The organism is Paraburkholderia sp. BL25I1N1 (assembly GCF_003002025.1).
GTDB lineage: Bacteria > Pseudomonadota > Gammaproteobacteria > Burkholderiales > Burkholderiaceae > Paraburkholderia.
In genome coordinates, this window is sequence record NZ_PVZB01000023.1 from 106,547 (window position 1) to 129,936 (window position 23,390).

A 23,390-nucleotide genomic window follows, 5' to 3' on the forward strand; every position below is an offset into this window, starting at 1 on the left:
CCATGTCGGCACTATTGGAAACACGCGCGCTGAGCGCGTTTTACGGCGACTTCCAGGCGCTGTTCGGCATCGACGTGGCGGTCGCGCCGGGCGAAGTAGTCGCGCTGATCGGATCGAACGGTGCGGGTAAATCGACCTTTCTGAAATCGGTGGCGGGCCTGCTGCGCCCGCGCAATGCCGGGCAGATTCTGTATCGCGGCGAGCCGATTGGCGGGGCGGCGGCAGCGAGCATCGTCGGCAAGGGCATTGCGTTGGTGCCGGAAGGGCGGCGCCTGTTCGCGAGTTTGACCGTCGAAGAGAACCTGTTGCTCGGCGCGTTCAGCAAGCGGCCGGGACGCTGGAATCTGCAAAGCGTCTATACGCTGTTCCCGGCGCTGCGGGAGCGCCGCCATCACGCCGCCACCGCGTTGTCGGGCGGTCAGCAACAGATGGTGGCGATTGGCCGCGCCTTGATGAGCAATCCCGATCTGCTGATGTGCGATGAACTTTCGCTCGGCCTCGCGCCGGTGATCGTCCGCGAAATCTATGCGGCGTTGCCCGAGATCGTCGCGCATGGCATGAGCGCGATCGTCGTCGAACAGGATGTGCAACTCGCACGCCGCGTCTCATCGCGTTTTTATTGCCTGCAGGAAGGGCGCGTTTCGTTGACCGGCGTATCGGCCGAGGTATCCGACGAGGCGATCACGCAGGCGTATTTCGGAGTGGCCGCATGAACACGTTCATCAATATCGTCGTGCAGGGCGTGCTGTTGGGCGCGCTTTACGGGCTCTTCGCGATGGGTCAGTCGCTGGTGTTCGGCGTGATGCGGCTCACCAATACCGCGCATGGCGACTTTATCGTGCTGCTGGTGTTCGTGCTGTTCGCGTTGACGAGTTTCACTCATCTGCCGCTCGCCGTCGCGCTGGTGCTGTTGCTCGTGATCGCGTTCGGCGCGGGCTATGGCGTGCAATTCGCGCTTTTGAACCGCGTCAGCAGCCGCGATCCGCTGCCGTCGCTGATCGTCACGTTCGGTCTGTCGATCGTGATTCAGAACGTGTTGCAGCAGATTTTCTCGGCGGACCCGCGCTCGATCGCCACCGGCAGTTTCGAGTCGCGCAGCATCACGCTCGCGGGCGGCATCACGCTCGGCTATCTGCCGCTCGTCACGCTGGTGGCGACGGTGGCGCTTGCCTTCGCGATGCAGTGGCTGTTCGGCCGCACGCCGCTTGGCCGCGCGTTTCGCGCCACTTCGGACGATCGCGAGATCGTGCAACTGATGGGTGTCTCGTATCGCCGCACCTACGCGCTGGCGATGGGCATCGCCTTCGTGCTGATCGCGGTGGCCGCGGCGCTGTATTCGATGCGCACGGCGGTGTCGCCGAGCGATGGCCCGGCGCTGCTGCTGTATGCGTTCGAGGCCGTGATCATCGGCGGCATGGGGTCGTTCTGGGGCACTTTCGTGGGCGGCATGGCGCTCGGTATCGCGCAGCAGGTGGGCTTTTACTTCGACCCCGGCTGGGGCATCTGGCTCGGCCACGTGGTGTTTCTCGGCGTGCTGGTGGCGCGGCCGCAGGGCTTGCTGCCCAAAACCGCATAGAGGCTTCGACATGACCATGCAATTGAACCGGCCCGCAGCGGGCTTCGAGGTGCGGCGCGCGACGCGTGCGAGCCGTGTGGCGGTGATCGTGCTGCTGATCGTCGCGCTGGCGGTGGCGAGCGCGCCCTGGTGGGGCGGACGCGATGCGATGCGCGACTTCGTACAGTTGGCGTCCTACCTGGTATTCGCGTTGATGTGGAACCTGCTGGCGGGTTATGGCGGGATGGTGTCGATCGGCCAGCAGGCATTCTTCGGCATCGGCGGCTACGGCATGCTGATTCTCGCCAACTACTGCGGCATCTCGCCGTTTATCGCGGTGCCGATTGCGGCCGTGATCGCGACGGTGGTGGCGATTCCCGTGTCGATGGTGGCGTTCCGCCTCGAAGGCGGCTACTTCGCGATCGGCACGTGGGTGATCGCCGAAGTGTTCCGGCTCACGGTGGCGAACGTCTCGGTGCTCGGCGGCGGCTCGGGCACGAGTCTCACCGCATTGCAAGAGGTAACACGTGCGCTGCGCGAATCGCTGACGCTGTGGCTCGCGCTCGCTATCGTCGCGGCGGCGATCGGCCTGCTGTATCTGTTTCTACGCTCGAAAGCCGGTCTCGCACTCACTGCGATGCGCGACAACGCGGTGGCCGCCAGCAGCCAGGGTGTGGACGTGAAGCGCGCGCGCCTGATTGTCTATCTGGTGTCGGCGTGCGGCACCGCGTTGGCGGGCGGCCTGTACTTCATCGGCAACCTGCGCATTTCGCCCGACGCCGCGTTCTCGGTGAACTGGAGCGCGTTCGGCATTTTCATCGTGATGATCGGCGGGCTGGGCACGCTCGAAGGGCCGATCATCGGCGCGCTGATCTTCTTCCTGCTGAACCGGTTCCTGTCCGATTTCGGCAGCTGGTATCTGATCGGCCTCGGCGCGCTGGCGATCGTCGTGACCCTGTTCTTTCCGCAAGGGCTGTGGGGCTTCGTCTCACACCGCTACGGCCTGCAACTCTTCCCCGTGGGCCGGCGCGTCGTGTTTCGCGACGCCGGTCCGTCTCAACAACGCTCGCCGGACGGCGCGTCGGATTCGCTCAACGCGGGCTCGGCGGCACACCGCGCATGAGGCCAACCATGAACGATAAGACCATTCATCCATTGACGCAGAACGTGCTCGACACGTTCGCCGATTGCACCGATCCACGCCTCAAGCAGATCATGACCGCGCTGGTTAGACACCTGCATGCTTTCGCCCGCGAAGTTGAACTGACCGGCGACGAATGGCTTCGCGGCATCGAGGTTCTGACAGCCACGGGCAAAATGTGCAAAGGTATCCGCCAGGAGTTCATCCTGCTGTCGGACACGCTCGGCCTGTCGATCATGGTCGATGCGATCAATCACGGGCGCGGCGGTGTCACCACCGAAAGCAGCCTGCTCGGCCCGTTCTATCGCGAAGGCGCGAAGGAAGAAGAATTCGGCGCCAACATCGCCCGCACGGAAGGCGAGCCGACGCTGATTCATGGCCGCCTCGTCGATGAGCGCGGCGCGCCGGTGGCCGGCGCGTTGATCGAGGTGTGGGAAACGGCGAACAACGGCATGTATGAAGGCCAGGATCCCGACCAGCCCGAGAGCAACCTGCGCGGCAAATTTCGCTCGGGGCCGAACGGCGAATACGCGTTCAGGACCATCAAGCCGACCAGCTATCCCATTCCGACCGACGGCCCGGTCGGACAGATGCTGATGGCGAGCGGGCGTCATCCCATGCGGCCGGCCCACATCCATTTCCTGATCGTTGCGCCCGGCTACGAGACGCTGATCACTGCGCTGTACTCCGAGGGAGATCCCTACGTCCACTCCGACGCGGTGTTCGGCTCGAAGCCGTCGCTCGTGATCGACTACGTGCCGAACCACGACGCAGCCGCCGCAAAAGAGTGGGCGCTGCCGAGCCCGTTCTTCGAAGTACAGCGCGACTTCGTGCTGTCCGATCAGCACGCGTAAGGAGACGAGGCGATGAACGCGGCGAATCCCGAACCTAGCCAAGGCTTTCTCTGCGCGCTCGATGACATTCCCGACGGCGGCGCGCTTGAAATCCCCGCCGGGCAGGCCGGCGCGCCAGGCGTTGTGGTTCTGCGCCGCGGCGACGACGCATGGGCGTACCGCAACATGTGCCCGCATTTTTCGATTCCACTGAACTACGAACCGAACACGTTCTGGGCCTACGACGCCGAATTGCTGATGTGCGCGCATCACAGCGCGATGTTCCGCTTCGAAGACGGCCTGTGCATCGATGGCCCGTGCGAGGGGGCATCGCTCACGCCGGTCGATATCCGCATCGAACGACGACAGATATTCAACAACGACTGCAGGGGATAAGCATGAAGAGTAGAAAGCCGAAGCGCCTGGCTATCGCAGGCTGCACGTTCGCCTGCATCGCGCCGGGTCTCGTGCCGAATATAGCCGGCGCGCAAAGCAGCGTGACGCTGCAAGGCGTGATCGATGCGGGCGTCACGTATGTGAATAACCAGCATGGCGGCGCCGCGACGCTGTTCGACAGCGGCGTGCTGTCGCCGGACTTGCTGACGTTCAAAGGCAGTGAAGATCTGGGCGGCGGCAACAAGGCGATTTTCGAACTCACGTCGCAGTTCGATCTGGGCAGCGGCGCGACGATTCCGGGCGCAGGGCAGATCTTCAACCGCACGGCGCTCGTCGGTCTCACCAACGACCGCTTCGGCTCGCTTACCTTCGGCAACCAGTACGACTTCATGTTCGAGACGCTGACGCTCGGACTGTATGACGGTGCGTTCCTCTTCGGCGGCATCTACGATTTTCGCCAGGGGCCGTTCACCGCGCTGGGTGTGCCGAATAATCCGACCGGTTCATTCGATTTCGACCGCATGGCGGGCGCTACGCGAGTAGGAAACTCGGTCAAGTATCGCAGCCCGGACATCTCGGGTTTCACGTTCGGCGCGCTGTATGGATTCGGTGGCGTGCCCGGCTCGTTCTCGTCGGACTCGACTATCAGCTTCGGCGCGAACTATGCGAACGGCCCGTTGGGCATCGGCGCGGCGTATGTCGAAGTGAAGTATCCGCACTTGGGCGATGGTCACGACGGCATCCGCAATTTCGGCTTCGGCGCGCACTACAATTTCGGCAGCGTGCTGGGAATGCTGCTCTATACCAATACGAAAAATACCGCGAGCGGCGCGAAGATCGATGTCTACAAGGGCGGTGCGTCGTGGACGATTTCAGGTCCGTGGACGCTCGGTCTCGACTACGCGTACATGAAGGGCAACGACGTGCTGCTAAACAACAAGGCGCAACAGGTCACCACCGCGTTGCAGTACAACTTTTCGAAACGCACCACCGCTTATGTCGAAGCGATCTATCAGCGCGCCAGTGGCGACGCGGCTGTGACGCGGGCATGGATCAACGGTCTGCTGCAACCGGATGGCGCGGCGAGCAACCGGTCACAGACGCTTGCGCGCATTGGTTTGCGTACGAGCTTTTGACAAGACAGGGCGCACGGTTTTGTCGAGAGGCTTCACGATGATCCGCTTAGGGCGCAAGAGGTTTCACACTGGCCCAATGCAGCGGCGCGCCTCCTCGCTCGACAAGACGCCCCGGTCCTTGCGATTCGCGGCGCTGGCCGCGTAGACGTCTTTTCGGGCGTGCGTGATGCCGAGCGGTTCGAAGCCGTTGGCCGGGTTGAATGCCATCTGGTTGATGCGCGCTTCGTCGTCGGCGGAAGGCGGTGACGCAATCTCCAGCACGCCGATCGCAATCGGCGACCCGGCCCATACCACCGATGCATCGTTGACCGGCGTGCTTTCTTCATCCACGAAGAACTGTGCGCAGAGTTGCCACTTGAGCGGAGCTTTTTGCAGGCGGTTCAACAGGTCTTCGCGCAGATAGTCGTCGCCGTGACGGTCGCCGTCGGTGCCTGGCGCCGTGGCGTCTTCGGGTTGCAGCGAGTACTTGATGGCTGCGGGTCCGAGCTTCACGACCGAGCCCCAGAACCGCTCGGTCGTCAGGCTTTCGACGGAGCGCAGCGTCGTTTCCCTGGCCAGGATCGCGACGATACGTGCCGTTTCGGCGGGGCCCAGCGTGCCGTTCAATAGTTCGATCGACGCTTGCTCCAGTGCTCCACGCGCGCCTCTGGCGATCTGGGCGACGAGGATATCGGCGAAGTCCATGAATTGCACCGCGTTTCGTGCGTGCGAACGGCCGCCCTCGTTGGTCATGAGGAGGTCGGTTTCCATGCCTTCGGCGGTGAAGAACTTGATGGCGACACCGCGAACATCCACGGCCTGGTCGGAGAAAGGGCAGGGCTGGCCGTTCGAAAAACGGCAGGCGACCCGATAGCAAAGCGAGCGCTCCAGATCGTCCTGCTTCGCGAAAGGACCATGCTTGAGCGCGATGGGTATCGTTTCGAAGATCCGCAGCGTGCCGAAGGCGCCGAGCGTTTGCTTCTGATGCTGGCCGCGGTCGACGCGTCCGTCCAGATGAGTGGCGCTGCTCGCGGCAATCATCGCCTGCTGTGCCTTGATTTTCTCGACCAGCAGCGCGATCGCCTGAGCATTGTCGGGTTGGTCGATCCAGCCGGTGCCGCGTTCTGCCATGTCGGGGGAGTCGTTGGCCATGCTCGTCCTCCATCAAGATTCGCTGCGATGGGAATGCGTCCAGGCCTGCGCCGCGCTGCATTGGCAGAAGTGCCACTGCTGGCGCGCATGGATGTGCACTACATCGTAGACTACGGCGCAATTGAACGCATCATGGCTTGAGCAGCCGGCGCGTGATCACGGCGATTACATGGATCACGTGGATCACGGCGGCCGCACGAGCGGCGTTTCACCCGATTAGTGCACGCCCGATGGGTTCGGCGGCGGCAATGCCGGATCGAGCTTGGCGGACTCTCTGACGAGCTGTTCCGTCATCGCGGCTCCGACCGCGTTCGAGCCGCGACGAGGCTGGTCGTCGTGTGCAAACGGCTCGGGCGGTGGGAGCGCCGGATCGAGCTTGGCGGATTCCTTGACGAGTTCGTCCGTTGCCGGGGTCGAGAGCGAGGTGGAGTCGCGGCGGTGCAGACCGTCCCGGCTGCGGCCGGGTTGCACAACGGTGGCTTTTTTTGAATCGGTGCCGGCAAGCACAGTGGCCACAGCGGGTGTTTGGACCGTTTGGGGATGCGGTTGTGCCGGTTGCTGCTGCATTTGCGCGGCGTGTTCAGTTGACCGTTCGGGCGCGGGCGCGGGCGCGGACGTGATGTGTCCCTGCACGGATTGGGCGGGGCTCGGCGCGGGAGCGCGAGTGGCGATATCCGCGCTCGCGGCGGGCGGCGGCGTGCCGATTGCGTGGTCGGCTGTCACCTGTAACGTGCCGGACTGCACTTTGTCTGAAGCCGACGCCGCGGAGCCGTCCGAAACGGCTGCGGGATCGCGGGTCGCCGGATCACTTTTTGGGGACAGTAGGTAAACGGCGAATCCGACCTCTGCCAGCACCAGACCGACTACCAACGCTTTTCCGATCTTCCTCATAATTAGCCAACGGTGCTCAGAGCGATGCGAGCGCACATGATAACCAACCGGTGGCTGACGGTTTGTAACGAGAGGTATGCGGAAGTAACCAGAATACCCGGCGCGGAGCGTGCTAGATTGAACTTACCGCGCCATCAACGGAGCTGTTGCCATGGACACTCATTCGATTCTGGGCATGATCCACGCCGAAGAGGCACTACTGGTCTCCATCGTGCGGTCGTTGCCACCGGACGTGCGGCGCGCGGTCGCCAACGATTTCCACGAGCAGGCTCAACTCGCCGAGACGTCGCATCTGAATCCCACCACCGATCGCGAAGCCAGCGACGCGTTCAAGGCTCACATCAGACGGCTGTCGAATATGCTTGCTTCGCTATCCTGAGATAGTCGTTGCGCGGTGAACCGGGCTTTGTCGCGGCGTCGCCGGCGCGGCATCGGATCGCCGGCGCGGCGGTGGCGAAAGAAAACGACCAGCATCCCGACCGAACGGATCGGCGAGTCAGGGCCTAGGGGCTCAGGGCGACGCGCTCTGTTGCCCCGTCTTGCGCGGATCGCTCAGTTCGCTATCGGACCAGCCGCCTCCCAGGTCGCCGATCAACGACGCCGCATCGAGCAAGCGTGTTTGTTGCACGTTCAATGCGGTTTGCTGAAGATTCAGTTGAGCGGCTTGCGCAGTCGCCACCGTCGTAAAGTCCACCGTGCCGGCCTGGTATTCATTGCGCGCAATCTCGGTGCCGCGCGTCGCGTCGCGGACGGCGCGCTCCAGCACCTCGGATTGCTGCGCGAGGATGCGCAAGCCGGCAAGGTCGTTCTCCACGCCCTGGAACGCCGCCAAAACGGTGCCGCGATAATTGGCCACGGCCGCTTCGTACGACGCCTTTGCCGCATCGACCTGCGCACTGCGCTGCCCGCCGTCGAACAGCGTCTCGCTCGCCTGGCCACCCAACGACCACACGTAGTTGCTGATATGCAGCAGGCCGGCCAACGGCGATTGCGTGAAGCCGTCCAGCGCGGACAGCGAGATCGTCGGGTAATACGCGGCGACGGCCACGCCGATTGCGGCGTTCTGCGCCGCCATCTGACGCTCGGCGGCGGCAATGTCGGGGCGGCGTTGCAGCAGGGTGGACGGCACGCTGACCGGAATGGACGGCAGCGTCGGCAGCATGGTGTTCGGAGGGATGTCCAGTTCTTCCGGATTCTTGCCGACCAGCACGGCGATCGCATGAACGTTCTGGGCGCGCGCGACGCCCAGCGCGATCAGACTCGATTGCGCCGACTCCAGTTGTGTCTGCGCGCTCACCAGGTCTGACGGCGGCACGGTGCCGGCCTTGTCCTGCTCGGCGACGACGCGCAAGGATTGCTGGAACGCGTCGACGGTGTGAGTGAGCAGGTCGATATTCGCGTCCGTCACGCGCAGATCGATGATCGCGTTTGCCAGCGCGATCTGCTCGGAGAGCGTGGCGTTCGCGAGCGTCGCCTGGGTCGCTTGCGCGGTGGCGGCGCTCTGCTCGATATTGCGTCGCACGAGGCCCCACAGGTCGGGCGCCCAGCTGGCGTTGGCTTCGAGCGAGCCGGCATTGTTGATGCGCTGAAAACTGCTCGCCCCGCCCAGGCCGCCAAGTGAGCCGCTACTGAAGTTGCCGGTCGACGAACGTGCGCGGGTCGCCGATCCCGTCACGCCGATCGTCGGAAACAGCGCGCTGCGTGCGAGCCGCACTTCGGCCAGTGCCTGCTGGTAATTCGCATAGTCCTGGCGCACGGTCTGGTTCGACACCGACACGAGCGGCTCGAATTCATCCATGAGCGGGTCGTTAAAGCCCGTCCACCAGTCGCCCTTCGGAACCTCGGCGGCGGGCTGCGCTTCGGTCCAGCCGGGCAGTTCTTTCCACGTGGCGGGCGTCGCGACGGGCGGCCGATGGTAGTCGGGGCCGACCGTGCAGCCGGCTGTCAACACCGTCGACAGCACAGTCGAAAACACCAGCATCGCGCCGGCCAGTCGGGTGGGGGAGATCGTCTTCATCATGAACTCGTATCCGGTGCTTCGCCGCGGCGATTCCACGGCAGGCGCGCTGACCATCTGGCGAGTCGTGCGCGCAGCCGGTCGAGGTACAGATAAATCACCGGCGTCGTGTACAACGTAAAAACCTGGCTGACGAGCAGGCCGCCCATGACCGTCACGCCGAGCGGCTGGCGCAGCGACGCGCCCTGGCCGATGCCGATCGCGAGCGGCACGGCGCCCAGCACGGCGGCAGCGGTCGTCATCATGATCGGACGCAGACGGACCACCGCAGCCTCGTGAATCGCATCGCGCGCGTTCCTGCCTTCGTGGCGCTGCAACTGGATAGCGACATCGACCATCATGATGCCGTTTTTCTTGACGATGCCGATCAGCAGAATGATGCCGATCATCGCGATCACAGAAAAGGGCGTGCCGAAGATCAGCAAGGCCAGCGTTGCGCCAATGCCCGCCGACGGCAGCGTCGACAGGATCGTGAGCGGGTGCACCGTGTTCTCGTACAGCACGCCGAGTACGAGATACACCACCACCAGCGCCGCGAGAATCAGCAGCGGCACCGCGCCCATCGACTGTCCATAAGCTTGCGCGGCGCCCGCGAACGCGCCATGCACCGACGCCGGCATGCCGATGTCACGCTCGGCCTGCGCAATGATCTCACCGGCTTCGCTCAGCGATCCGCCTGCCGGCAGATTGAACGAGATGGTACCGGCCACGAGTCCGCTTTGGTGGTTCACCTGCGTCGCGGTGTGGCTGTTCGAGAAGGTCATCAGCGCGGCGAGCGGCACCATGGTTTCGGCCGCCGTGCTGTCGGCGCTGCCGCTCGAATTGCCGCCCTTGCTGTTCGAAATGCTGTTGGTCTGCTGATTCGCTTCGGCATCGGCGTTCAGCGAATTCGTGTTCGCGCTGGTGCTCGACGCGCTGCTGACAGCCGCCGGCTGCTGCACGGCTTTGACGGTGGCGCGCGACATCTGTGTCTGCTGCGTGCCGTTCGCGTTGCCCGCTGCGGTACTCAGGTAGATCTGATTGAGCGCTTGCGGATATTGCCAATAGGCCGGCGCGACTTCCATCACGACAAAGTACTGGTTCAGCGCGTTGTAAATGGTCGACACGGTGCGCTGGCCGAACGCGTCGTACAACACGTTGTCGATCTGGTTCGGCTGAAAACCATAACGCGCGGCGGTCGCGCGGCTGAAATTCACATAGGTTTGCAAGCCGTTCTGTTGCAGATCCGAGTTCACGTCCTCCATCTTGCTGCGGTATTTACCGAGTTCGGTCACGAGTTTCGGCACCCATGTGAAGAGCGCGTTCGCATCGTCGCTGGTGAGCGTGTACTGGTATTCGGCCGCGGCCTGGCGTCCGCCGATCTGCAGATCCTGCTGCGCCTGCAGGAAAAGCCGCGCGCCCGAGACGGCGTTGAGTTTCGGCCGCAAGCGGTTGACCACTTCAGTCGCCGACAGATGGCGTTCGGCGAGCGGCTTGAGTTCGATGAATACGTTCGCGGTATTCAGCGCGCGTCCGCCGGTAAAACCTGCGACCGAGGCTACCGCGGGGTCCTGCTTCACGATTGACTGCAATTGCGCGAGCTTCTTTTCCATGGCGCCGAACGAGACGCTCTGGTCGGCAATGATCTGTCCGATCAGAATGCCGGTGTCCTGCTCCGGAAAGAACGTCCCGGATAGGAGCCGTGCAAGAAACACGTTGGCCACCAGCAGGCCGATCAGCAGCAGGACGACCGCGAGCGCGTGATCGAGCGCCGTTGCGAGCGAGCGGGAATAGGCCTGTTTGAAGCGCTCGAACTGCGCCTCGATCCAGCGTGCCCAGCGTGCCTTTGAATGCATCGCGCGTTCGTGGCCGAGCAGGTAGGCGCACATGACCGGCGTGACTGTCAGCGAAATGATCAGCGACAAAATGATCGCGATTGATAGCGTGACCGCGAACTCGTGAAACAGCAGGCCGACAATGCCGGGCATCAGCAGGATCGGTAGGAACACCGCGATCAGCGAGAGGCTCATCGAGATCACGGTGAAGCCGACCTCGGCGCTGCCGCGCAGCGCGGCTTCTTTCGGCTCGAGGCCGGCTTCGAGATGACGCACGATATTTTCCAGCACCACGACCGCGTCGTCGACCACGAAGCCGGTGCCGATGGTCAGCGCCATCAGCGAGAGATTGTCGATGCTATAGCCGAGCAGATACATCGGTCCGAAGGCGCCGACGATCGAGAGCGGCAGCGCGACCGCCGGAATCAGCGTGGCGCGCGGTGACAGCAGGAACACGAAGACCACGCCCACCACCAGCAGCACTGCGATGAACAGCGTGCGCTCGGTATCGGCCACCGAGGAGTTCACCGACTCCGAGCGGTCGATGGCGACGTTCACATGAATCGCGCTCGGCAGCGCGGCTTCGATGATCGGCAGACGGGCGCGGATTTGCCCGACGGTCTGCACGACGTTGCTGCCCGGCGTCGGATAAACGATCACGAGCACCGCCGACTTGCCGTTGTAGAGTCCGGCATTGCGAATGTTTTCATTCGAATCGCGCACCTGGGCGACGTCGCGCAACAGCACGGGCGCGCCGTCGCGATAGGCGATCACCACGTCGCGATATGGCGCGGCCTTGCTGATCTGATCGTTCGATGTCACCACGTAGCGCTGCTCGCCCTGATCGACATGGCCTTTCGCGCTGTTCGCGTTCGCCGCGCCGATCGCCGCGCGCACGTCTTCGAGGCCGATGCCGTAGCTGTTCAGCTTGCCTGGCTCCAGCTCGACGCGCACCGAGGGCAACGCGCCGCCGCCGAGCGTGATCTGCCCGACGCCGGTGACTTGCGACAGCTGCTGCTGGATCACGGAGTCGGCGGAGTCGTAGAGCTGGGCTTTGGTCAGCGTGTCGGAGGTCAGCGCGAGCACCATGATCGGCGCGCCCGCCGGGTTGTACTGGCGGTACGTCGGATTGCTGCGCAGCGTGGTCGGCAGATCGGCGCGCGCGGCCTGAATGGCGGCTTGCACGTCGCGCGCCGCGCCGTTGATATCGCGGTTCAGGCCGAACACCACGATGATCAGCGACGAACCCACGTAGCTGATCGAGGTGAGCTGGTTGACGTCGGCGATGGTGGCGAGACGCCGCTCCAGCGGTGCGGCAACCGTTGCCGCCATGATTTCCGGACTCGCGCCCGCCATATTCGCCTGCAACGCGATCACCGGAAAGGCGATGTTCGGCAGCGGCGCGACCGGCAGGCGGAAATAGGCAAGCGCGCCGGATATCAGGATCGCGAACGCCAGCAGGGCGGTCGCGACCGGGCGCCGGATGAAGAGCGCCGAGATGTTCACGGCGCGTTCTCCGGCGGCGCGGCGGCGCCGTCATTCGCCGCGCGGCGGCGGTTCTTCACGCGCTGCGCGAGGCGATCGAAGAAGAGATAGATCACCGGCGTCGTGAACAGCGTCAGCACCTGGCTGAGCGTGAGCCCGCCGATGATCGCAAGACCCAGCGGCCGGCGCAGTTCCGAACCCGTGCCGGTGCCGAGCAGCATCGGCAGCGCGCCGAGCATGGCGGCGAGCGTGGTCATCAGGATCGGCCGGAAGCGCAGCAGCGACGCTTCGAAGATCGCCTCACGCGGCGGCTTGCCGTGCACGCGTTCCGCTTCGAGCGCGAAGTCGACCATCATGATCGCGTTCTTCTTGACGATGCCGATCAGCAGCACGATGCCGATGATGCCGATCACGTCGAGATCGCTGCCCGCGATCATCAACGCAAGCAAAGCGCCGATGCCGGCCGAGGGCAGCGTCGAGAGAATCGTCACCGGGTGAATGTAGCTTTCATACAGCACGCCGAGCACGATATACACCGCGACCAGCGCGGCGATCAGCAGATACACCTCGCTGGAAAGCGAATCCTCGAACGCCTGGGCCGCGCCCTGGAACGAGGTCGTGATGGAAGGCGGCAGATCCACCGCTTTCTCGGCGTCGCGGATCTGCGCGACGGCGGCGCTGAGCGACGCGTCCTGCGCGAGGTTGAACGAGATCGTGACGGAAGGGAACTGCGCGAGGTGGCTGATCAACAACGGCGATTGTGTGATGCTGATCTTCGCGATGCCCGACAGCGGCACCTGCCCGGTGCTGCTCGTTTGACTCGGCAAATACAGATTGCCGATCGACTGCACCGTGGGAATCGTCTCGGGCTTCGCCACCAGAATCACGCGGTACTGATCGGACTGCTGGAAAATGGTCGAGACGATGCGTTGGCCGAGCGCGTCGTACAGCGCGTTGTCGATCGTAGCCGCCGTGATGCCGTAGCGCGCGGCAAGCTGGCGGTTCACTTCGACGTTTACGCTCAGGCCGTTGGTGTTCAGATTGCTGGTGACGTCCGTGATCGCGGCAATCTGCTTCATGCGTGCGATCAGCGCAGGCACGTATTGATTGAAAGCTTGCTGGTTCGGCCCGCGCAGCACGAAGTTGTACTGGTTGCGCGAGATCGAGGTGTCGAGCGTCAGGTCCTGTTCGGGCTGCAGATAGAGGCGAATGCCGGGCACGTCGGCGACTTCCTGCTGGATGCGGCGGCCGATCTCCTCTGCGGTGATCGAGCGGTCGTCGCGCGGGCGCAGATTGATCAGGAAGCGGCCGTTGTTCAGCGTCGGATTGGTGCCGTCGATGCCGACATACGAGGTCAGCGACACCACGTCGGGGTCCTTCAGAATCGCGGCGGCGAGGGCGCTTTGACGCCGGACCATGGCCGTGTACGACACCGAGTTGTCGGCCACGCTGATGCCCTGAATCACGCCGACGTCCTGCACCGGAAACAGTCCCTTCGGAATCACGATGTACAGGATTGCGGTGAGAGCGACCGTAATCAGCGCGACCACCAGCGTCAGCAACTGGTGATCGAGCACCCAGACGAGGCCGCGCTCGTACGCGGCGAGCGTCTTGTCGAACAGGCCTTCGCTGATGCGCTCGAAGCGGCTCGGGTGACGTTGCGCCTGCGCGCGCAACAGACGCGCGCAGAGCATCGGCACGACGGTCAGCGAGACCACCGCGGAGATCACGATCGTCACCGCGAGCGTGATCGCGAATTCGCTGAAGAGCCGACCGATCACGCCGCCCATGAACAGCAGCGGAATCAGCACGGCGATCAGCGAGACCGTCAGCGAGAGGATCGTGAAGCCGATCTGGCCGGCGCCCTCGAGCGCGGCTTCGAGCGGCATCTTGCCTTCCTCCAGATAGCGCACGATGTTCTCGATCATCACGATCGAGTCGTCCACGACGAAACCGGTCGCGATGATCAGCGCCATCAGCGAGAGGTTGTCGATCGAATAGTTGAGCTGGTACATCACGGCGAGCGTGCCGATCAGCGAGACCGGCACGGAGATGCTCGGAATGATGGTGGCGGGCACGTTGCGCAGGAACACGAAAATCACCAGCACGACCAGCACGACGGCGAGCACCAGTTCGAACGCGGCGTCCGAGACCGACGAGCGGATCACGCCCGTGGTGTTGGCGACCACCGTGACTTGCAGCCCGGCGGGCAGCGTCGATTCGAGCGCCGGCAATTGCTTCATGATCTGGTTGACGGTGGCGATCACGTTCGCGCCCGGCTGACGCTGCACGTTCAGCACGATGGCCGGCGTGCGGTTGTACCACGCGCCGCGTTCCACATCCTGCGCGGCCTGGCTCACGCGCGCGACGTCTCGCAAATACACTGGCGCGCCGTTCTGATACGCGATCACCGTGGCCAGATAGTCTTGCGGATCGACGATCTGGTCGTTCGCGTTGATGGTGTAATCGAGCTCCGGTCCGTCGAAATTGCCTTTCGGCTGGCTGACGTTGACGTTCGCGAGCAGCGTGCGCAGATCGTCGAGATTCAGGCCGTAGGCGGCGAGCTTTTGCGGGTCCGCTTCGACGCGCACGGCCGGCACATTGCCGCCGGCGGTTGTGACGAGGCCGACGCCGGGCACTTCGGATATCTTGGTGGCGAGGCGATTGTTGGCGGTGTCCTGCAACTGCGTCAACGACATGGACTTCGACGTGACCGCGAGCGTGAGGATCGGCTGATCGGCCGGATTGACCTTGGCGTAGGTCGGCGGCGCGGGCAGGCCGGCCGGCAGGAAGCTGTTGGCGGCGTTGATCGCCTGCTGCACGTTCTGTTCGGCGATGTCGAGATTCAGCGAGAGATCGAATTGCAACGTGATCACCGACGCGCCTTCCGAACTGTAAGACACCATCTGCTGCAAGCCCGGAATCTCGCCGAGCTGGACTTCGAGCGGCGCAGTGACGGTGGTCGCCATCACATTCGGACTCGCGCCGGGGTAGAACGTCTGGACCTGGATGGTCGGATAGTCGACAGCCGGCAGCGACGAGACCGGCAGGAAGCGCACCGCGACCAGGCCGACGAGCACAAGCGCGACCATCAGCAGCGACGTCGCCACGGGCCTCAGGATGAACAGGCGGGAGAAGTTCATCGACGGGGCGGCGTGCTATGAAGCCGTGGATGCCGCGTTGGCCGCGGACGCGGAGGCCGGCGGTGCGGCCGGCGTGGCCGCCGACGCACCCGCGGCACCCGAGCCCGGCCGCGCCGTCGACGCCTTGATCTTCAAGCCGTCGCTCAAGCGGTCCATGCCGTCGGTGACGACCACGTTGCCGGCGGCGAGCCCTGTTGTGATCACCGTATGCTGACCGTCGCTGGGCCCCAGCGTAACCTTGCGCACCGATACGGTGTTGTCGGCGTTGACCAGATACACGTAGTCGCCGGGCGCGCCGCTCTGCACCGCGGGCGTCGGCACCAGCACCGCGTTTTGCAGCGTGTCGACCAGCAGTTTGACGTTGACGAATTCGTTGGGGAAGAGTGCCTCGTCGTCATTGGGGACCGTTGCGCGCAACGTGACGGTGCCGGTCGCGGTCGCCATCTGATTGTTGATCGCGTACAGCGTGCCGGTCGCGATCTGCCGCGAATTGTCGCTGCTGAACACGGCGACGGGTAACTGCGCGCCGGCGTTGACGCGTTGCAGCACCTTATCGAGCGCGGTTTGCGGAACCGTGAACTGGACGGTGGTCGGTTTCATCGTGGTGATGACCGCAATGCCCGGTTGACTCGACGCGGTCACGTAGTTGCCCGGGTCGACGAGCCGCAGCCCGACCCGGCCTGACACCGGCGCAGTGATGTGGCAGTAGATCAAGTCGAGATCGAACTGGGCGATGTTGGCTTCGTCGGCCTTGACGGCAGCCTCGTCCTGCAGGACGAGAAACTTCTGGTCCGCATAGGTCTGCTCGGCGATCGACTTACGCTCGTTGAGTTGGGTAAAGCGCGCGAGATCGGCGCGCGCCTGGGCGAGCGCCGCCTTGTCCTTGGCAAGTTGCGCCTCGGCTTGCCGCTTGCTGATTTCATACTGGCGCGGGTCGATCTGCGCGAGGAATTGGCCTTTCTGCACGTCCTGGCCTTCGCGATAGCCGACGGCGGTCAGGTAGCCGCTCAGTTGCGGCAGCACGGTGACGGTGGCAACGGGCGTTACGGTGCCCAGTTCGCTCAGCGTCTCCGGCATCGGTCCCGTGGTGGCTGCGGCGACCGTTACGACCTGGGGCGCGATGCCGGGCTTGGCCGGCTTCGAGCGCAACACATGAAACACCACCAGGGCGATCAGCGCCAGCACCACGATCGCGAACACGATGCGGCCACGCCGCGGACGCCTGACCGGGATCGTCGACGCTTCGCTCATGACGGTCTCCCGCCGGATGCGTGGCACCCGGCGAACGCCGTCGATGGACGGTCCGGCCAATGGCTGTCGAAGAGCGTCATACGAACTCCCAGGATGGGTATCGCCGGTGCCGGCGACAGGATCCACACAATCACGCCCAGAGTCTATCCGACTGTGGAGCTAATTCTCGCGACACCACCTTGACGGGCGTTTCGATTTGTTACGGTCGACCGGACCGTGGCGCCGTGCCGTCTACCCCGGCGCGAGCGCGGCCATACGGAAAAAAGTAGCAACGACGCGGACCGTGACGGGAGAACAAGCGAGGCATACGCGCAGCCGAGCTGTAACCGCGTAACTCGACGCAACAGAACCGTAGCCCGAATGTCGGGCTCGCTCGCTAGCATGAGGGCCTTGTCCAGTCTCAACCGACGAGGTACCCGATGCTGAGCCATCATGAACTCGCGACACTGCTGCGTCTCGCTGACACCGGGCGGCGTCAGGAAGCCATCGATCCCGATGTGCTCGCGCTGAGCCGGTACGAGCTGATCGAAATCGACCGGCGCGAGGAGGGCGTGATGGTGGGCGGCACGTCGGCGCTGCGGCTGACGAGCCGGGGCCGTGAACTCGTGCGCCGTCTGTTCGGCGGGGGCGGCGGCGTGTGAAAGAACGACCTTGCGGCGTCGCCGGCGTTTCGATCACATGAGATCGGGGCGCGGCGCCGGCGTGCGTCTGATCTGCCGGGCCAGCGTGTCGCGATAGATGCCCGGCACGGCGGCCAGCTCGGCCGGCGTGCCTTGCTGAACGACGCGGCCACGGTTGAGCACCACGATCCGGTCGAACGACTGCAAGGTCGACAGCCGGTGAGCGATCGCGACGACGGTGCGATGCTGCATGAGCCGTTCGAGCGCGGCCTGAATGGCGATCTCCGATGCGGTGTCGAGCGCCGAGGTCGCTTCGTCGAGCAGCAGGATGGGCGAGTCTTTCAGAATGGCGCGGGCAATCGCGATGCGCTGCCGCTGTCCGCCGGAGAGTTTGGTGCCGCGATCGCCCGCAATGGTGTTGAGCCCTTCGGGCATCGCGTTGATGAAATCGAGGCAGTAGGCGTCCTCGCACGCGCGGCGCACGTCGGCCTCGGTGGCGTCGGGGCAACCGTAGCGGATGTTGTCCAGCAGCGAGCGGTGAAACAGCGACGCGTCCTGCGGCACGACCGAGATGGCGCCTTGCAAGCTTTGCAAAGTGACATGCGCGATGTCCTGGCCTGAGATGCGCACGCACCCGGAGACCGGCTCGTAGAAGTGCTGAAGGAGCGCGAGGATAGTCGATTTGCCCGCCCCCGAAGGGCCGATCAGACCGACGCGCTCGCCCGCGCCGATATGCAGGTTCAGACCGCTCACCACCGGGCGGCGGCCGGGATACGCGAAGGTCACGTTTTCGAAGTCCACGGTGGGCTGCCGGACTTCGAGCGGCGCCGCTCTGGTGGGTTCGGGCATGGCGTGCGGGATCAGTAATGTTTCGGACGCTTCGCCGAGCCGGGCGACATGCAGGGTCAGGTCGACGAACGCCACGGCGATGTCGCGCGAACCATGCAGGATCGAGAAACCGAGCGAGCCGACCAGAACCACGTCGCCGGTGGTCGCACGGCCGACGCTCCACAGCCACACGGTCCACCCGAGCACGCACGCCGACAGGACGGAAGTGGCGAGCGCGTGCAGCAGGCGCAGCTTTTCGAGGTAAAGCACACTGCTTTTGCGGGCGTCGCTTTCGACCGCGAGCAGTTCGTCGAAGCGGCGCCGTTCCATCACCACGGCGCAGAAGGCGCGCACGAGGCCCATATTGCCGATCACGTCGACGAGTTCGCCGTCGACCGAGGCGGCCCGCGCGGCGAACGCCTCGTGCCGGGCCGTGCCTTTGCGCGCCAGCAGGAACAGGCAGAACGCCAGCACGGCGGACATGGCAACCAGCGTCAGGCTCATGGGAATGCTGACCGCGCCGACCATGACGATCGCCCCGACCACGGTCAGGCTCGGCGGCAACGCCGTCCACGCCACGGTGTTTTCGATCACGTACACCGCGTTGGCCGTCGCTGAAATCCGGCTGGACAGAACGCCGGGTTGCTTGTCGGCGAAGAAGGTGGGGGCGTGCACCGTGAGATAGTCGAACATTTCGCGCCGGATATCGCCCGTCACGGCCACGAACGTGCGCGCCGAGACCCAACCCGCGATGCGCCAGAACAGATTGTCGGCGAGGATCAGCGCGACCAGCACGGCAAACGCGTGAATCACGTGTTGCGGGTGGGCGCGGCCGTTCGGCAACGCGTCGATCAGATTGCGGATCCCATATTGCGATGCCAGCGCGCAGCCGACCGCCGCCACGACACTCGCCAGCACCACGGTGTGCGTCAGCTTGCGGCGCGCCACGTAGCGCCAGATCAGCCGGATGGGCCGCCCGGCGTAGCGCGACAGCACGCGGGATTGCCGCCGTCTGCGCACGCGTCCGGCCCGGCCGGCATCGCCATCGTTGGACAGTTCCATGGCACCGCACTTGTTCGAAGGGTTCGGGCGTCCATGCTGTGCGATCCCGCGGCGCAGGCGACAGTGGATCAGTCCGGCTCTGTCGGTACGCAAGCAACGTGCCGTTATGCGCGGCGAGCCCGTCTGGTTTGCGCTGATGCATATCGGATAAGGCTGTGCGGTGATTCCCCATTTTTCGCGAGACGCGATACCCTATACTTCCAAACGCCAAAACGATCCGGTGCTTGCCGCGCGGCAAGCCATTTTTATCATCCGTAACGTGGGTTTCGTTCAATGTCGACCCGCCGCCATCCGCTGGGAATGCGATGAGTGACCCTATGCAGCCGCCGTTTTCCGTTCTCTTCGTCGACGACGACGAGATGTCGCGCAATCACTTCGCGCGCGCGATGAGCGCCGATTACAAAGTGTATGTCGCCCAAGGCGCCGACGAGGCGATAACGGTGCTCGGCAAGCACGCCTCGGAAATTGCCGTGCTGGTGACGGACTTTCGCATGCCGGGCCGCGACGGCGACGATCTGCTGCGCCAGGTGGCGCGCGAGTATCCGCAAATCGTGCGCATTCTCGTGACCGCTTATGCCGACAAGGACATGCTGCTGCAAACGGTCAATACCGGCGACGTGTTCCGCATTATCGAAAAGCCGTTGCGAACGGACATGGTGCGCGAGGTGCTGCAACTCGCAACCGCGCGCTACACGGAACGCGAAACGCGTCAGCAGCGGCTGCTCGCCATGGACGAGACGCTCGCCTTCCTCGCCCACGAACTGAACACGCCGCTCGCCACGATCTCGCTGTTCGCGCGCTCCGTCGAGAACGACGTGGCCGAGCAATACGATCCGGAGCGTCAGCGGGAGATCGGCCTCGCCGCGAAGTCGATGTTGAACAATGCGCAGTATTGCCTGACGCTGATCTCGTCGTTCTGGGCGACGGTGCACAAGAGCGGCGGCCAGAAGTCCGCCTCGGGCGGCGGTACGCGCGCCGTCAGGGCGACGCGCCTGATCGCCACGCTGCTCGACACCTATCCGTTCGTCGCGTCACAGCGCGATTGGGTCAAGGTCGACGTGGAAGGGGATTTTGTCGTGCACGCCATGCCCAATTGCGTGGCGCTCGTGCTGTCTTCGCTGTTGTCGAACGCGCTGCGCGCGCTCGACGGCAGCAGCGCGCCTGCATTGCGGCTCGAAGTGGTGGCGTTCCCTGAACCCGAGATCCGCATTCGCGACAACGGCCCGGGAATCGCGCCGGAGGTCAAGGCGCGCCTGCTGCAGGATCCGGTCACCACGTACGCCGGCGCCGGCGGCCACGGCATGGGAATGATCTTTTGCAACCGCATCATGCAATCGTTCGGCGGATGCCTGCGAGTCGATTCGACGGTCGGCGCGGGGACGACGGTGACGATGGGTTTTCCGGGGTTCAATAGCCGCCTGCACGCCGCTGATGACGAGGAGCCGTCCGCTAGTCAGGCGGCTTTGCGGTGAACTGGATGGCCCGCATGGCAACTTGCGTCACTCCTGATCGCTGAAATAATCCCGATGCTCACGGCCAGCCTTGGCCGTGGCGAAATACGTCTGCAGCGCATCGGTCGAACGCTCGCTCAGGATGCCGATTCGCGCGAGCCAATCGGTTTCCACCGGCCATTCGCCTTGCACCACACGCGGATAGATTTGCCGCGCGAACTGATGCAGCGCTCGCGCGCCGAGATTGCCGCTCACGCCGAGCAGGATGTGCAACACGCCGTGCGTCGATTCGAGGTCGCCGGCCGCGACACTTGTCGCAAGCCGCGCCACCAGCTGGCGGATCTGCTCGATGCCTTTGAGGAACGATTCGTCGAGCAGATCGAGCGAGCCCAGTTCTTCGAGGTGTTTCTCGTCGAGCAGTTCGCTGTCCGTCACGATCGGCAGATTGCCGGCCGGCGTGGCCGCCGACGTCGACGATAGTTCGGTTTGCGCCGGCGCGTTCGAGTCACGTTGCCGGCCAAACTGTCGCGCGAGGCACGCGTACAGCGAACCGGCTTGCACCGGTTTGATCATGACTTCGTTCATGCCCACGGCGAGACAGGTTTGCACCGCCTTGAGATCGGACTGGCTGGTCAGCGCGATGATCGGTACGGTGGCATACGAATCGTCACGGGCGCGAATCGACGCGGTCGTCTCCAGGCCGCCCATGCCCGGCATATTCATATCCATGACGATGGCGTCGATCACGCCGTCCGCCTGCAGATGCGCGAGCACGGCCTGCCCATGCTCGGCCTCGACGACGCTTGCTCCGCATCGTTCCAGATAGGCTTTGGCCACCAGCCGGCTGTAGGTGTCGTCGTCCGCGACGAGGATCGATTTGCCGGAGAACGCGTCGGATTTCTGGCTCAGATGGTGGCGATTGCCGTTTTCGAGAAGTGCCTGCAGCGTCGTGATCAATTCGAGCACGCTGCAGGACTTGCTGATGATTCCGTCCATGCCGGCGCGCCGGGCGAGCACGCGCACCACGCTTCCGGGCTCGGCCGTATAGGCGGCAATCAGGACATTCCAGCTTGGATAGTCGTGAGCGGCGCGAATTTCCTCGGCGGCCGTATAGCCGTCCAGAACCGGCATGTTGATGTCCATCAACACGAGGTCGTAAGGGGCCGACTCGCGGAGCACGGTCAATGCAACCGCGCCGTTTTCCGCTTCGCTCACGCATGCGCCCACTTTCGACAACGCACGACAGGCGCGCGCACGCTGACCGGCGTCGTCGTCCACGACCAGAATGCGCCTGTCCTTGAAGACCGGCGTGGCGCGTTCAAATATCTGCCGCTCGTGGTCCACGATTTCGCTCTTTGGCACAACGGGAAATTGCAGCGTGAATTCCGTGAACCTACCGACTTCCGAGCGGCAACTGATACTGCCGCCGAAGGCGCGCATGGCGCGCTGGCAATAGGCGAGCCCGAGCCCCGTGCCGCCCGAAGTCTCCGCGGTACGGAACGGCTCGAACAGATGCGATACCATCGCGGGCGCAATGCCGGGACCGGTGTCGCGAACCATGACCGACTGCTGCTCGATGGTCAGGGTAAGCGTGGCCGCCGGATGCGTGGCGATGTGATAGAGCGCGTTCTTGATCAGATTGAACAGGGTGAACAGATAGACGGTTTCGTCGACCTTGAAGGTGAAGTCCTCCCGCACTACGAGTCTGACCTTGTCGCGTTCCTTTTCGTCGGCAAAGCCGTATTCTTCCAGCGCCTTACGCGTGGTGCTCGCCGCGCTCAGATAAGCGAGGTAGTCCGGACGAATCGGTTTGGCGCTGACTTCGTCCAGCGTCATGGCAATGATGCGCAGGCCGCGCTCGATCGACAACTGCCCTTGCGCGAGATGACGATACAGCCCGGCGGTATTCCCATTCCTGTCGTGTCGATCGTGCGTGTCGTGCACGAGCGCAAGCGGTCGTTCGGGTCCCCTGGTTGCGGGCAGCGCTTCTTCCACGCGATCCAGCACGTAGCGCAACTGGCTCAGAGGATTGCGCATTTCATGCGCGATCGAACCGGCGAGCGCCTGCAGGGCACGGTTCTTTTCAACGAAGATGCGTCCTTTACTGATCGCATGACTAAACGCCATGCTGCACAGGACGACGACCGGCAGCAAGGCGAGATTCGACTGATCGGCGGCGGTCACGACAATCGGCACCGGCGAACTGAGCACCGCGGCAAGCGCCCCGGAGAACACGCCAATGCCGATGCAGCCCATCAGCAAAAGCGGATTGTCGATGCACAGCGCCATGATGAAGATCATCATGACCTCGGTCATCATCCACATGGTGGAGAATGAATTTCTGATCGCGAGGAATGTGCAAACGAATGGCAGGACGTAGATCAGGCAGCAATGCCAATAGATCAGCAGGTAATGATTGAACCGCTTCGGCCAGCGCGCCTGAAAAATCAACGGAATGCAGACTAGCGCCGCACTCAGTCGAAGGGAAAGATTGTCGTAAGGCTGCGGCAGGACATAAGTCCAGACTACGTAGTAGATCGGGTGGCACAGGAGGCCCAGTGCGCCGCCCCATCGTATTGCAAACCGGCTTCGTTCCAGCACGTCCCGCATGCTCTCGCGCGGCATGACCATCAGGC

Annotated in this window: 17 protein-coding genes; 9 read left to right on the forward strand and 8 right to left on the reverse strand. The window is 64.0% G+C overall.

What is annotated here, in order from left to right; all coding sequences use genetic code 11:
• The first annotated feature begins 2 nt into the window (after nt 1-2).
• From B0G73_RS29575 to B0G73_RS29600, 6 genes are read left to right on the forward strand one after another with little or no spacing between them, the layout of a single operon-like run.
• The gene (locus tag B0G73_RS29575; protein ID WP_106284712.1) at nt 3-713 is read left to right on the forward strand and encodes an ABC transporter ATP-binding protein; all 711 of its coding nucleotides are present in this window, start codon (nt 3-5) and stop codon (nt 711-713) included.
• Complete coding sequence (locus tag B0G73_RS29580; RefSeq protein WP_106284713.1) at nt 710-1,576, forward strand: branched-chain amino acid ABC transporter permease; 867 nt, start codon at nt 710-712, stop codon at nt 1,574-1,576. Before B0G73_RS29575 ends, B0G73_RS29580 begins: the two co-directional genes overlap by 4 nt.
• Nucleotides 1,577-1,586: 10 nt before the next feature.
• Nucleotides 1,587-2,678: a branched-chain amino acid ABC transporter permease gene (locus B0G73_RS29585; RefSeq protein ID WP_258193804.1), complete on the forward strand. Its 1,092-nt coding sequence runs from the start codon at nt 1,587-1,589 to the stop codon at nt 2,676-2,678.
• Nucleotides 2,675-3,550, forward strand: a complete 876-nt coding sequence (locus B0G73_RS29590) for an intradiol ring-cleavage dioxygenase (protein WP_106284714.1) — start codon at nt 2,675-2,677, stop codon at nt 3,548-3,550. The genes B0G73_RS29585 and B0G73_RS29590 overlap by 4 nt, the downstream gene beginning before the upstream one ends.
• Nucleotides 3,551-3,562: 12 nt before the next feature.
• A complete protein-coding gene (locus tag B0G73_RS29595; protein WP_106284715.1) occupies nt 3,563-3,925 on the forward strand; it encodes a Rieske 2Fe-2S domain-containing protein in 363 nt (120 codons plus the stop codon).
• Between the two features lie 2 nt (nt 3,926-3,927).
• Nucleotides 3,928-5,061, forward strand: coding sequence for a porin (locus tag B0G73_RS29600; RefSeq protein WP_106284716.1), 1,134 nt, complete (start codon nt 3,928-3,930; stop codon nt 5,059-5,061).
• Between the two features lie 63 nt (nt 5,062-5,124).
• On the opposite strand, the gene B0G73_RS29605 is transcribed toward B0G73_RS29600, so the two are convergent.
• Both B0G73_RS29605 and B0G73_RS29610 read right to left on the reverse strand, forming a co-directional pair.
• On the reverse strand, nt 5,125-6,192 hold the full coding sequence (locus B0G73_RS29605; RefSeq protein WP_106284717.1) for a catalase: 1,068 nt from the start codon (nt 6,190-6,192) through the stop codon (nt 5,125-5,127).
• Nucleotides 6,193-6,408: 216 nt separating this feature from the next.
• Nucleotides 6,409-6,915: a hypothetical protein gene (locus B0G73_RS29610; RefSeq protein WP_146144247.1), complete on the reverse strand. Its 507-nt coding sequence runs from the start codon at nt 6,913-6,915 to the stop codon at nt 6,409-6,411.
• A gap of 319 nt (nt 6,916-7,234) precedes the next feature.
• Here B0G73_RS29610 and B0G73_RS29615 point away from each other — a divergent pair, with 319 nt between their 5' ends.
• Nucleotides 7,235-7,462 (forward strand): hypothetical protein, encoded by a 228-nt coding sequence (locus B0G73_RS29615; RefSeq protein WP_106284719.1) that lies wholly within the window; start codon nt 7,235-7,237, stop codon nt 7,460-7,462.
• A 132-nt stretch (nt 7,463-7,594) separates the two neighbouring features.
• Here the strand turns inward: B0G73_RS29615 and B0G73_RS29620 are convergent, their stop codons facing one another.
• The 4 genes from B0G73_RS29620 to B0G73_RS29635 are packed head-to-tail and all read right to left on the reverse strand — an operon-like array spanning nt 7,595 to nt 16,793.
• Nucleotides 7,595-9,103, reverse strand: a complete 1,509-nt coding sequence (locus tag B0G73_RS29620; protein WP_106284738.1) for an efflux transporter outer membrane subunit — start codon at nt 9,101-9,103, stop codon at nt 7,595-7,597.
• A complete protein-coding gene (locus B0G73_RS29625) occupies nt 9,100-12,420 on the reverse strand; it encodes an efflux RND transporter permease subunit (protein WP_106284720.1) in 3,321 nt (1,106 codons plus the stop codon). Before B0G73_RS29625 ends, B0G73_RS29620 begins: the two co-directional genes overlap by 4 nt.
• The gene (locus B0G73_RS29630) at nt 12,417-15,542 is read right to left on the reverse strand and encodes an efflux RND transporter permease subunit (protein WP_106284721.1); all 3,126 of its coding nucleotides are present in this window, start codon (nt 15,540-15,542) and stop codon (nt 12,417-12,419) included. Before B0G73_RS29630 ends, B0G73_RS29625 begins: the two co-directional genes overlap by 4 nt.
• Before the next feature lie 15 nt (nt 15,543-15,557).
• Nucleotides 15,558-16,793 carry an efflux RND transporter periplasmic adaptor subunit gene (locus B0G73_RS29635; protein WP_106284722.1) on the reverse strand — a complete coding sequence of 412 codons (1,236 nt, stop codon included), beginning with the start codon at nt 16,791-16,793 and terminating at the stop codon, nt 15,558-15,560.
• Between the two features lie 419 nt (nt 16,794-17,212).
• On the opposite strand from B0G73_RS29635, the gene B0G73_RS29640 reads away from it, so the two are divergent.
• A complete protein-coding gene (locus tag B0G73_RS29640) occupies nt 17,213-17,434 on the forward strand; it encodes a hypothetical protein (protein WP_106284723.1) in 222 nt (73 codons plus the stop codon).
• Nucleotides 17,435-17,467: 33 nt separating this feature from the next.
• Here B0G73_RS29640 and B0G73_RS29645 read toward each other — a convergent pair whose 3' ends face one another.
• Nucleotides 17,468-19,303, reverse strand: a complete 1,836-nt coding sequence (locus B0G73_RS29645) for an ABC transporter ATP-binding protein (protein WP_106284724.1) — start codon at nt 19,301-19,303, stop codon at nt 17,468-17,470.
• Between the two features lie 305 nt (nt 19,304-19,608).
• On the opposite strand from B0G73_RS29645, the gene B0G73_RS29650 reads away from it, so the two are divergent.
• On the forward strand, nt 19,609-20,775 hold the full coding sequence (locus B0G73_RS29650) for a hybrid sensor histidine kinase/response regulator (RefSeq protein WP_106284725.1): 1,167 nt from the start codon (nt 19,609-19,611) through the stop codon (nt 20,773-20,775).
• Between the two features lie 27 nt (nt 20,776-20,802).
• On the opposite strand, the gene B0G73_RS29655 is transcribed toward B0G73_RS29650, so the two are convergent.
• Nucleotides 20,803-23,385, reverse strand: coding sequence for a hybrid sensor histidine kinase/response regulator (locus tag B0G73_RS29655; protein WP_106284726.1), 2,583 nt, complete (start codon nt 23,383-23,385; stop codon nt 20,803-20,805).
• Nucleotides 23,386-23,390 lie beyond the last annotated feature (5 nt).

Coding starts and splice junctions, on each gene's coding strand:
- B0G73_RS29595 (WP_106284715.1), top strand. CDS start 3,563: ATGAACGCGGCGAATCCCGAACCTAGCCAAGGCTTTCTCTGCGCGCTC.
- B0G73_RS29585 (WP_258193804.1), top strand. CDS start 1,587: ATGACCATGCAATTGAACCGGCCCGCAGCGGGCTTCGAGGTGCGGCGC.
- B0G73_RS29605 (WP_106284717.1), bottom strand. CDS start 6,192: ATGGCCAACGACTCCCCCGACATGGCAGAACGCGGCACCGGCTGGATC.
- B0G73_RS29655 (WP_106284726.1), bottom strand. CDS start 23,385: ATGGTCATGCCGCGCGAGAGCATGCGGGACGTGCTGGAACGAAGCCGG.
- B0G73_RS29615 (WP_106284719.1), top strand. CDS start 7,235: ATGGACACTCATTCGATTCTGGGCATGATCCACGCCGAAGAGGCACTA.
- B0G73_RS29630 (WP_106284721.1), bottom strand. CDS start 15,542: ATGAACTTCTCCCGCCTGTTCATCCTGAGGCCCGTGGCGACGTCGCTG.
- B0G73_RS29650 (WP_106284725.1), top strand. CDS start 19,609: ATGAGTGACCCTATGCAGCCGCCGTTTTCCGTTCTCTTCGTCGACGAC.
- B0G73_RS29640 (WP_106284723.1), top strand. CDS start 17,213: ATGCTGAGCCATCATGAACTCGCGACACTGCTGCGTCTCGCTGACACC.
- B0G73_RS29600 (WP_106284716.1), top strand. CDS start 3,928: ATGAAGAGTAGAAAGCCGAAGCGCCTGGCTATCGCAGGCTGCACGTTC.
- B0G73_RS29575 (WP_106284712.1), top strand. CDS start 3: ATGTCGGCACTATTGGAAACACGCGCGCTGAGCGCGTTTTACGGCGAC.
- B0G73_RS29620 (WP_106284738.1), bottom strand. CDS start 9,103: ATGATGAAGACGATCTCCCCCACCCGACTGGCCGGCGCGATGCTGGTG.
- B0G73_RS29580 (WP_106284713.1), top strand. CDS start 710: ATGAACACGTTCATCAATATCGTCGTGCAGGGCGTGCTGTTGGGCGCG.
- B0G73_RS29645 (WP_106284724.1), bottom strand. CDS start 19,303: ATGGAACTGTCCAACGATGGCGATGCCGGCCGGGCCGGACGCGTGCGC.
- B0G73_RS29590 (WP_106284714.1), top strand. CDS start 2,675: ATGAGGCCAACCATGAACGATAAGACCATTCATCCATTGACGCAGAAC.
- B0G73_RS29635 (WP_106284722.1), bottom strand. CDS start 16,793: ATGAGCGAAGCGTCGACGATCCCGGTCAGGCGTCCGCGGCGTGGCCGC.